This is a genomic window from Shewanella sp. 10N.286.45.A1 (genome assembly GCF_041470405.1).
Classification (GTDB): Bacteria; Pseudomonadota; Gammaproteobacteria; order Enterobacterales; family Shewanellaceae; genus Shewanella.
Map to the genome: position 1 here is coordinate 1 of NZ_JBFRMK010000369.1, position 10,288 is coordinate 10,288.

Genomic DNA, 10,288 nt, shown 5'->3' on the forward strand with positions numbered 1-10,288 from the left:
CAACCGTGAAAGATCAACAACCCCTAACATGGGCTGTTTTCATTTAGTCACAATATCAGTCAGTATGCGAATTTACTGCCACATACTGTGCTGGCTCCATGCATTCATCGTTATCATTAGCCTCTCGAACAAAAATCCCGATAATGGCAGTAAGAATGCTGGTCTCTACAATATGGCTTTCGCCGCTTGAATAGCCTCTTTCATCTTGTTTCGTTTTATCATGGGCTGTGGTGACAAAGTCACAACCTGCATTCATTGCTGTCCGTGACGAGCAAGCAACTGAACCGAGCACTAGTAGCGTTAGCAATATCGCTGAAATCCTTTTCATATTTTTCCTTTATAAAATAACTAAAAAAATGCACCCGCTGCACCAGGAAATACAACAGGACTGACATTACCATTGGCGCTGACACTGGCAACACCAAATAAGTAGTTATCGATGACCATGTTATCTAGGGTAAATTCAGTTTTATTGCCAACATAGCGACTGTGGGTCCATTCTGACTCAGTGGTTAATCGCCAATACACCCGATAGCCTACAACATCTTGTTGCGAAGCATGAGTCCAATTCAACGTGGTACTCGGGGATACCTGACCTTTAATGCTAACCTCTGTTGGCGGCGCAGGCGCCCATGCCATTGAAGCTAAACTAATGGCGTTAAGTGCAGTGAGTTTGGCATTAAAGTTGAAGTCGACACCTTCGATAACATCGCCATAAGCGATACCATTTTCAACACGAATATCTTGGTGCTGGCGGTTATAGTTTTCGTTGGTTTCCATTATCCGTACAGCCGGTAAACCCGCTTTGTTAAAAGGCAAATGGTGACCACCACGGCCGAAGCGATCCAATCGATATACCAGCATGACATCAAGATTAGTCATGTATTGATCGGCCAGTGTCTTGATCTTACGGGCTAGGTTACGTGACGCCGAATCATTTTCACCGCCGCTGAAATAGCGCTCTTTGGCCTCATCTTTCGTTTCAGCAATGCGTACACCTTCAGAGAAAACCCGCACCGAGTGATTATCAATAACGCCGTTAATACCTTCAATATTGCCAATCATGTCATTGTTCAAAACGGCCTGTACCTGCCAGCCTTTATCTTGTGCGTATTGCGCTAACGTGGCGCCGCCATATAAGCCTTGCTCCTCTCCTGAAAGTGCCGCATAAACAATCGTGCCATTAAATTGATATTGCGATAACACCCGCGCAGCTTCAATTGCCCCCGCCACGCCAGAAGCATTGTCGTTGGCTCCGGGAGAGATTGAGGTAAAGTTCATCACATCGGTTACTCGCGAGTCGATATCGCCACTCATCATCACCACACGCTTAGGATCTGAACTGCCGCGCTGAATAGCGATAACATTGACCACTTCAGTTGGATTAGAAATTCGCTTGCCCGTAACGGTATCACCGAGAGTGATCACCTCTAAGCAACCACCACAAGCTTTAGATATCTGCTCAAATTCAGCTTTTATCCAACGTCTTGCTGCGCCAATGCCTTGGGTGTCTGACTTGGTATCAGATAGCGTATGCCGAGTACCAAAACTAACCAATTTTTCAACATCGCTATGTAAACGCGCAGCGCTTGGTGCCGTGGCAATATCGTACAGTCGCATATCCTCTTCAGAAGGGGCGACATGTGATTCAGCGGCCATACTGACTGTGGTCACTACAGTCAATGCGACAGTCGTTAAAGGCAATAAGGTGCGACGAAAACAAGCAGCTAGATCGATATTCATTACAGAGGTCTTTTGTTGTTATTTTGCGCACCACTTTAGCAAATCAGCGTCACGAATAGCCAATGGTAATGCGTTCAATTGTTAGCAGGTATGTCGATGGATAAATGCTAGCGGCATCAACCACAGCATCAGGCTGTTTTACTCAGTTATACTACGCTTCTCCAGCAACTATCGAAGATCCAGCTAGTATTAACTGTCCGCAAGTAAGAGATCGAGTTCTTTAAAAAACCAACGCATTACTGGGCCAATCTCTTTATCGCGGCGATTAACCACACCGATCTCAACGAGCAAGGGATCGGGAATATACTCTGTTGATAACTCAACCAACTCATTAGAGTACCATTCTGTTTTTGCCACATGTTCAGGTACCAATGCCCAACCCACGCCCTGTAATACCAAAGCAACAATGTAGTAGTAACTATCGATATACCAATAGCTTGCCGAAAGAGGCTGACTTTGTGATTGACCCGCACGGTCACAAATCGCCAATTGTCGATACTGCATTAACTGCTCTAATGTGGGTGTGCTGATCTGTGCGAGTGCATGCTTTGGCGATACCACCAAACTATGTTTGAATTGCCCTATGGACATGAATTCAAGTGCATCCGGTAACAATGCAGTGTGGAACATAATGCCAATGTCGGCACGACCTTCATCGACCCATAACGCAATATCCTCTTGAGAGCCATTGATAATGGTGAGCTTTAACAATGGGAACTGGGTAGATACTCGCAGGAAAAAATTCTCGAAAGCGTTAACCGGCACGGCTTCGTCCATCGCCACAGTAAGAGCCACTTCTTCACCTAATGTGGCGGTCATCGCACGAGCATGCAGTCGTTGACACTGAGCAAGTACCGCTTGCGCTTCAATAAACATCTCTTCACCAAGCGCCGTCAGTATGGGTAACTTGGCGCTGCGATCAAACAGCTCAAAGCCAAGATCGGCCTCTAGATTACTGATCGCCGTGCTGACCCGAGACTGCGCTTTACCCATGCGCCGCCCTGCCGCAGAGAAAGAACCTAGTTTAACCGAGTACACAAATGCGTTTAGTTCATCCAATGTCCAGTTCACCACAAACTCCTATATTAAAAACAGATAGAAACTAACTTTGTTCAATCTCAATAGCAGCGTAACCTGCCCACATTCCAACTTCAACACTGTAAAAGTAATGTCAGCATTCACACCAACATCGGCGCAAGACCAATCCATTAAGAAAACGTTCTGGCGTTATACTCTGCCCGCCATTGCTGCAATGTTGGTCAATGGCTTATATCTGATTGTTGACGGAATTTTTATAGGCCATTACATCGGTTTTGAAGGCCTCGCAGCCATTAACATGGCTTGGCCAGTTCTCTATTTTGTCGTGGGATTTGGCATTATGGTCGGCATGGGCAGCGGTAGTCTATTGTCGATACAACGTGGCAAAGGCGATTTGACCACAGCGCCAACCATACTCACCACCAGTATGATTGTCATGCTGCTATTATCGGCTGTCTCCACCTTCATCATCTTGTTTTACAGCAGCCAACTATTACAAGCTCAAGGCGCCATAGGTGCCACCTTGCAGATGGGGCAAGACTATATCGCTGTGTATGCTTGGGCCACCATTGCGACGGTTTTATCTGCCGCGCTGCCCTTTATAATTCGCAACGATGAAAACCCTAATTTAGCAACAATATTGATGGCCTTAGGCGCTGTTATCAACATCGTATTAGACTACCTTTTCATTGGCGTTTGGGATATGGGATTAACCGGCGCCGCGGTTGCAACCATAACCGCTCAAATCACTATCTGCCTGATAGGCTTAGGTTACTTTTTATCGGGTTACAGCAACATAAAGTGGCCTACAAAGTTCACCCTATTCAACCTAAGCTTTAGCAGACAGATGCTTTTACTTGGCTCGTCTAGCCTGTTTATGTACCTATACACTAGCTTTGTATTTGCACTACATAACCGTCTATTTATGGACTATGGTTCATCTATCACTGTCGGTGCTTTTGCTATTGTGGGTTATTTGATGGTGCTGTATTACTTTGTCGCCGAAGGGGTTGCTGAAGGACTACAACCACCTGTGAGTTACTATTACGGCGCAGAGCAGCATGAGAATATCAGCAAGATGCTCAAGCTATCAGTTAAAGTCACCTTTATTGCTGGCATTAGCTGGACCTTGTTACTCAATCTTTTGCCAGAGCTAATGGTTGGCCTATTTAACAATGAAGATCCTATATTAATATCGACCGCGGTAGATGGGATCCGTATGCATCTATTTGCGATGCCGCTAGATGGCTTTATTGCGTTAGCCTCAGTGTATTTTATGGCGACAAACCAAGGTAAGAAGGCGTTGATAGTGGCCTGCAGTAATATGCTAATTCAGCTGCCATTTCTGTATGTTTTACCGAAGATCATTGGGGTAGATGGGGTATGGTTAGCCATGCCGTTGTCAAATATAACGCTGTGTTTGGTCGTTATGCCTATGGTTTACTTTGACATCAAGCAGCGCCAAATCAAGGGCAACTCGACACCGGGAATGCGGCATGTTGCCATCGCATAATGCCAGGCAATATAAGGAGGATTTTTAGGTTTTTCGATAGCGCTGCAGCAAGATATTAACCCGTTCGACATAAGCTTTAGTTTCAGCAAAGGGTGGTACTCCTTGATACTGCTCCACTCTAGATGCCCCTGCATTATAAGCGGCACAAGCCAACGTGATGTCACCATCAAAACGTTCTAAAAGCTGGGCTAAATAACGGCTGCCAGCCTGAATATTCTCACTCGGTTTAAAGGCGTCGCTCACTCCAAGTTCTTTTGCAGTTGCTGGCATTAACTGCATTAGACCTTGAGCGCCAGTCTTAGAGATGGCAGATGCTTTAAAGGAAGATTCAGCATGAATAACAGCTCGAATTAGCGCGGTCTCAAGCTGGTAAGTGCGTGCGGCAAGACGAATCTCATCTTTATACTGTTGGGTATATAGCGGTATCGATTGCCAGTTGATATTAGAGTTGGGTTTACAGGCGTAACAGTCATATATACGCACTTGGTAATGACCCGTCTCTGGTGGCCTGTCGGAAAAAACCACCACTCCAGCTGCATTTTGATAATGGTAAACCTTACTTGGGGCAGTTATTGCGGGTTTAGAGCTACTGCTTTTTGCGGTACTACCCAATACACTTTTGTTAGATGGTTTAGCCACAAAATGTGGCTTACTGCTTTGTGCCCAGCTATACAGACTAAAAAGACTAAGGCCACATAGCAGCAAAACTTTAATCATAACCCTATCGACCTATCTAGCTTTAGCAGATCAACAATGGCAAATAGCTGCTTCATCTCTTTGTTTATTTGGCTAAACTCATACTCGAAGGTCGCCCCTTTAAATATCGATGCCATTTCAAAACGATTATCTTTGCTCTGCAACATAATCAGTAGACGGTCTTGATAAAAGGCACATTGGATCTTGTTATCAAAGCTTGCCGATAATGCCTGTAAGCGCTCCATAAAAGTCACCGTCAGTAGAAATCTCGCTTCTATTTGATCGGTAGAGAACACATCAAACTGTTTCTCAAAAATAGGATCTTCAAGCTTGACGCGCTCAAGCCCCTTAAAGCTTCCTGATAAGAAATTGATCAGCCCACCACGATTCTTAACCACCACAGTATGACCATCAAACGGCTTGTGGCTGCTAAGCTCAACCATCACCCCTCTAAATACAGTCTGAGTTTCAGTGCGTTTATCACGTTGCACCTGTTTAGTAAGGTGTAACTCATTAAGCGCTATCTCAACGCCTTTATAGGTACCTTGTACATAATCGTCGAAGTTAGCACTATCATAATAGGGCAGTATTTTAGATGCCTTTAATTTACTCAAACTCATTTTGTGATCGCGACTAAAGATAAAGTCACTGCCAAAATACTTGAATATTTGCGGATAAATCCGCTGCTTGACGTCTTGTTTATAGTGTTTGATTGGACGATATAGCCACCATATAAAAGGCAGTAGCAATACCACTAACACTATATAAAACAACTCAGGCACAGAACCAAGATTAAGCATGGGTTTAAACATCAAGGCTAACAGCAGCAGCGCCGCATAGATAGCAGCGCTTAGGTACAACCTGCCACGGCACGCTTTAAGGCTGGCCACTCGTGCGCTTTCAAACTTGCTGGTTAGCGGTTCAATATGTTGTTGGTAGTGTGCTTTAAATGCTTCAAGCTCATCGCTCGGTGCCTGCAACCTGTCACCACTACGCAAAGCTTTGATCTGCGAGCCAAAAATAAAACTAAAGATATTCATAAAGTAACTATGTTAAATCGTATTTATTGGTTAATACGCTTAAGCAATAGCTAAAGCGTTTGTTTGCTCTGAGTTACTTTAAATAGTCAGCCGCATCTACTGGCGCTTTCGCTGCTTCATCGGCCTCATAGAAAGGCATCACTTTTACATTAGCAATTGACGCAATGATTGAACCAGGGAAAATTTCAACGGCGGTATTGAGTTCAGAAACGGCGCTATTATAAAAACGACGTGCGGCAGAAAGTTGTGCCTCAACCTCATTATAGGTTTGCATCGCTTGTAGCATGGTATTGTCTGAACGAAGTTCAGGGTAATTTTCAACGCTCACCATAAGTTGCGACATTTTCTGATTCAACTGTTCAGACACTTGCAGATGCTTCTTTACGGCATCGGGGTCAGTGTCGCTATAGCCCGCTATCGCTTGCGTTCTAAGCTCGGTAATTTCAGTCAGTAATGACTTTTCATGGTCCATGAACTTTTGCGCTATCTTTAAGATATTTGGCACTAAGTTCGAACGCTTTTTTAGCTGCACATCGATGCCAGATAATGCTTCTCGACCCGCATTGCGTTTTTTAATTAAGCTAACATACCAGAGGTAAGCAATAATCACTGCTAACCCTAAGCCCAATAAAATACCTTCCATTACTACATATCCTTATCGTTGTTATTCGTGCCTTTCTATCGAGGCATCTTCACCAATACGCTGAGAAACTTGCAATTTATCGCGTGACTATTGGCTTTAATAGCCACACTGTTACTTATTTAGCCGCCAAAATCCAGCCTAATAGACTAACTAAGTTGCATTTTTTGTTGGTGTTTTTTAACTCACTATTCACGTTGTTGGCCTAATTAAGCCGATAAAATCACATTTCACTGCTTAATAGTACTGGCTTATCATCATTAAATGATTAGGCTTGCCAAATAACATTAACCGGCCAAATTACCAACAGCAATAAAAATTAATCACATTTAAATCAGCAACTAATGACAAAACAAAACTAGTGCATTTTTGTACAGCCTTGCAATCAGGTTTCGATTCATTGCCAATGTATAAAGAAATTAGTGGTGTATTGGACTATTAAAGCCTAAAAAACGGCATTAAGGTTTGAAAAGCTGGCTTAACGACCTGCTCACTAGACTTAATGCTCCAGTTGCAAACTCGCTTACTTTTCATTCAGCTGGGATACAGTTACAAGCCGCTATAGTAATCACATCCCAAGCGATATTGTTAGACAATCAATCCCTTTTGGACTCATTCAACATGAGTCCTTTTTTTTGACTTTTTTATTCTGTCCCCACTTTCAAAAAGCTCTACACAAGTGTGTCATACCGCACAGCTGTAAGCTTTACAGCCCCTTTTAAGGTTCAATTAATTTTTGTTATCCATCATGCAAGGTCGATTTACATATCGAACCATAGATATAGCGGTTCGACTACAAAATAGATGTTTCAAAGCAACCTAAGCTGACTCCATAACAAACATAAAAATAATTAGACAATTGAAGGAAGATCACATGAGTACCGATAAAGGCGAGAGCTTGCCTCTACCTAACGACCCACCCTCTAGTCCCGAGCAGAAACAGAGTGGTTGGTTTGTAAACTTCCTCAATGTTGTTGAACGCCTAGGCAACTTGCTGCCTCATCCTATAACGCTATTTGCAATGTTTTGCGCCGCGGTAGTAGTGATTAGTGGTATTGCTGGTTACTTTGAACTAACGGTTATTGACCCACGCCCTGAAGGAGCCTCTGGCCGTAGCGCCGACGGTCTCATTCACGTTGTAAGCCTGATGAATGCCGAAGGCTTACGTATGATCGTATCTAACTTGGTTACCAACTTCACAGGCTTTACCCCGCTCGGTACCGTGCTTGTTGCACTGTTAGGTGTTGGTATTGCTGAACGTTCAGGTTTGCTTTCTGCAGCTATGCGTTTATTGGTTATGGGTACATCAAAGCGCCTTGTGACCCTTACCATAGTATTTGCAGGCATCGTGTCTAACACCGCAGCAGAGCTTGGATATGTGGTGCTAATCCCAATGGCTGCGATGATCTTCCACTCACTCGGCCGTCATCCATTGGCAGGCTTAGCTGCAGCCTTTGCAGGTGTTTCAGGTGGTTATAGCGCTAACCTATTATTAGGAACCGTTGACCCATTGCTGTCGGGCATTACTGAAGCTGCCGCGCAAATGATTGATCCTGACTACCTTGTCGGCCCAGAGGTGAACTGGTATTTCATGTTTGTTTCTACCTTCCTTATTACCTTTTTGGGCGCACTAGTGACCGAGAAAATCGTTGAACCTAAGCTGGGTAAGTATGACCCGAGTGAAGCAGCAACAGATCTCAGCCAACAAAAAATGGATGGCGTAACAGACCTAGAAAAAAGAGGCCTTAAGGTTGCGGGTATCGCAGTACTCGCCATGTCATGCCTGCTGGCGCTGACCGTCGTACCTGAAGGAGCGCCGCTGCGTAACCCAGATACAGGCCTAGTTGCAGGCTCACCATTCCTGAAAGGGATCGTGGCCTTTATCTTTATCTGCTTCGCTATTCCTGGTTTGGTTTACGGTAAAGTTGTGGGCAGCATGAAGCGTGATGTCGATGTCATTAATGCCATGTCTCACAGCATGAGTAGCATGGGCATGTACATCGTATTGGTATTTTTTGCCTCGCAGTTTGTTGCCTTCTTTAAGTGGACTAACTTAGGTGCCGTGCTTGCGGTATCGGGCGCGGATGCACTGAACGCTATTGGACTCACCGGACCATTAGTCTTTGTGCTGTTTATTATGATGTGTGGCTTTATTAACTTAATGCTCGGCAGCGCCTCAGCTCAGTGGGCCGTTACCGCACCTATCTTTGTGCCTATGCTTATGCTTGTTGGTTATGCCCCAGAAACTATCCAGGCGGCTTACCGGATCGGTGACTCAGTCACTAACCTCATTACCCCGATGATGAGTTACTTCGGCCTCATTCTAGCGGTAGCATCGCAATATAAAAAGAACCTCGGCATCGGCACCTTAGTCGCCACTATGCTGCCATACTCCATCGTGTTCTTTATTGGCTGGACCTGCTTCTTCTTCATCTGGGTATTCGGCTTTGGCTTACCTGTAGGGCCAGGTGCTGAAACTTATTACACACCTTAAGGACTAGACGCTAATCAATAGTAAATGCTGATGATTAGACCGTATCTTCTATTATGAGATACGGTCTTTTTTATGGGAGCTAAATTAGGGGACGACTCTCGAATATTAACGGCGCTAGGCGCAAGTAGTTAAGGTTTTGAGCTCTATTAGAGCATATTAGTTTTTGACTACTTGGAAACTCACTTTTGGACAAGTATGAGGTAGCCTGAGGAGTCTAAAGAACTGTATCGAGGTTAAATGGAAATATGGTAGTCAAGCGCCATTCAGCTGCATTGAGCTTTTGCAAGTCGCCGTGAATATATCCATATAGGCTCTACTAAATCATCCATGATTTAGAAGTTTGCACAGCTCAAAGCAAGTGAGTAGCTAGTATTAGATTGTCATTGCTAGGGGAAAGTACGGCAAACGGATATGTGACGCCTGCTTAAGCGGATAAAAATAGTTGACTATAATTATGGAGCGAAGCGGAACGTAGCCAACTGTTTTTATTCCGTTTAAAGCTCTTGTCATAAGGCTTTTGAGTAGACATCAGGGTTGTAACGCTCCATGAATATCTCAGGATTAGCTACAGGTAAAAAACCAAATTTACTATATAAACCTTGTGCATTCGATGAAGCTAAAGTAAAACGTCGTAAGCCTGAAAGCTTTTCATGACTCATAACAGCATCCATTAATAACTTTGAGATACCTGTTCCTCTATGGCTCGGCCAAACAATTACGTCTACCAGGTTTCCAAAAGTCGAATAATCAGTAATCACACGACAAAAACCGACCTGAGTATTATTTAAATATGCACCGATACATAAAGAGTTTTCAACAGACACTTTCACAGTTTCGAAACTAATTCCTTTTGCCCATGGAGCCTCATTACTTAGCAGCTCATGAACACTAATAAGATCAAGTAAGTCTTTATCATCGCTGATTAATATACTTTGCATAAATATCCATTGCTTTATAACGCCCTAATAATGGGCAAAAAATTGTTGGCTAAAATGTTGAGGAACGAAAACAGCCAACTGTTTTTTGTCCTTATTAATTAGCTTGTTGAACGAAGCCGCTCTGCGGCAGAAGAGATAATAAGCCTCTTTGCTCTCCCATCCTAAATACTTATTAGAGGCGATCCA

Annotated in this window: 9 protein-coding genes; 2 read left to right on the forward strand and 7 right to left on the reverse strand. The window is 43.9% G+C overall.

Going from position 1 to position 10,288, the window contains the following annotated elements; genetic code table 11:
* Positions 1–55 precede the first annotated feature (55 nt).
* The 3 genes from AB4238_RS21325 to AB4238_RS21335 form a co-directional block, all read right to left on the reverse strand.
* On the reverse strand, positions 56–328 hold the full coding sequence (locus tag AB4238_RS21325; protein WP_220737707.1) for a hypothetical protein: 273 nt from the start codon (positions 326–328) through the stop codon (positions 56–58).
* A gap of 20 nt (positions 329–348) precedes the next feature.
* On the reverse strand, positions 349–1,743 hold the full coding sequence (locus tag AB4238_RS21330) for a M28 family peptidase (protein WP_372035516.1): 1,395 nt from the start codon (positions 1,741–1,743) through the stop codon (positions 349–351).
* 189 nt (positions 1,744–1,932) lie between these two features.
* The gene (locus tag AB4238_RS21335) at positions 1,933–2,814 is read right to left on the reverse strand and encodes a LysR family transcriptional regulator (RefSeq protein WP_372035519.1); all 882 of its coding nucleotides are present in this window, start codon (positions 2,812–2,814) and stop codon (positions 1,933–1,935) included.
* Positions 2,815–2,911: 97 nt separating this feature from the next.
* Here AB4238_RS21335 and AB4238_RS21340 point away from each other — a divergent pair, with 97 nt between their 5' ends.
* Positions 2,912–4,294 (forward strand): MATE family efflux transporter, encoded by a 1,383-nt coding sequence (locus AB4238_RS21340; RefSeq protein WP_372035521.1) that lies wholly within the window; start codon positions 2,912–2,914, stop codon positions 4,292–4,294.
* 24 nt (positions 4,295–4,318) lie between these two features.
* Here AB4238_RS21340 and AB4238_RS21345 read toward each other — a convergent pair whose 3' ends face one another.
* The 3 genes from AB4238_RS21345 to AB4238_RS21355 all read right to left on the reverse strand — a co-directional run bounded on the left by AB4238_RS21345 (position 4,319) and on the right by AB4238_RS21355 (position 6,673).
* Positions 4,319–5,011, reverse strand: a complete 693-nt coding sequence (locus AB4238_RS21345) for a lytic transglycosylase domain-containing protein (protein WP_372035523.1) — start codon at positions 5,009–5,011, stop codon at positions 4,319–4,321.
* On the reverse strand, positions 5,008–6,030 hold the full coding sequence (locus tag AB4238_RS21350) for a DUF3137 domain-containing protein (protein ID WP_372035525.1): 1,023 nt from the start codon (positions 6,028–6,030) through the stop codon (positions 5,008–5,010). Before AB4238_RS21350 ends, AB4238_RS21345 begins: the two co-directional genes overlap by 4 nt.
* 73 nt (positions 6,031–6,103) lie before the next feature.
* Positions 6,104–6,673, reverse strand: a complete 570-nt coding sequence (locus tag AB4238_RS21355; RefSeq protein WP_248974221.1) for a LemA family protein — start codon at positions 6,671–6,673, stop codon at positions 6,104–6,106.
* Positions 6,674–7,544: 871 nt separating this feature from the next.
* On the opposite strand from AB4238_RS21355, the gene AB4238_RS21360 reads away from it, so the two are divergent.
* Entirely contained in the window at positions 7,545–9,164 is a 1,620-nt protein-coding gene (locus AB4238_RS21360) for an AbgT family transporter (RefSeq protein ID WP_372035527.1), read from the forward strand.
* 506 nt (positions 9,165–9,670) lie between these two features.
* On the opposite strand, the gene AB4238_RS21365 is transcribed toward AB4238_RS21360, so the two are convergent.
* A complete protein-coding gene (locus AB4238_RS21365) occupies positions 9,671–10,102 on the reverse strand; it encodes a GNAT family N-acetyltransferase (RefSeq protein WP_372035529.1) in 432 nt (143 codons plus the stop codon).
* Positions 10,103–10,288 lie beyond the last annotated feature (186 nt).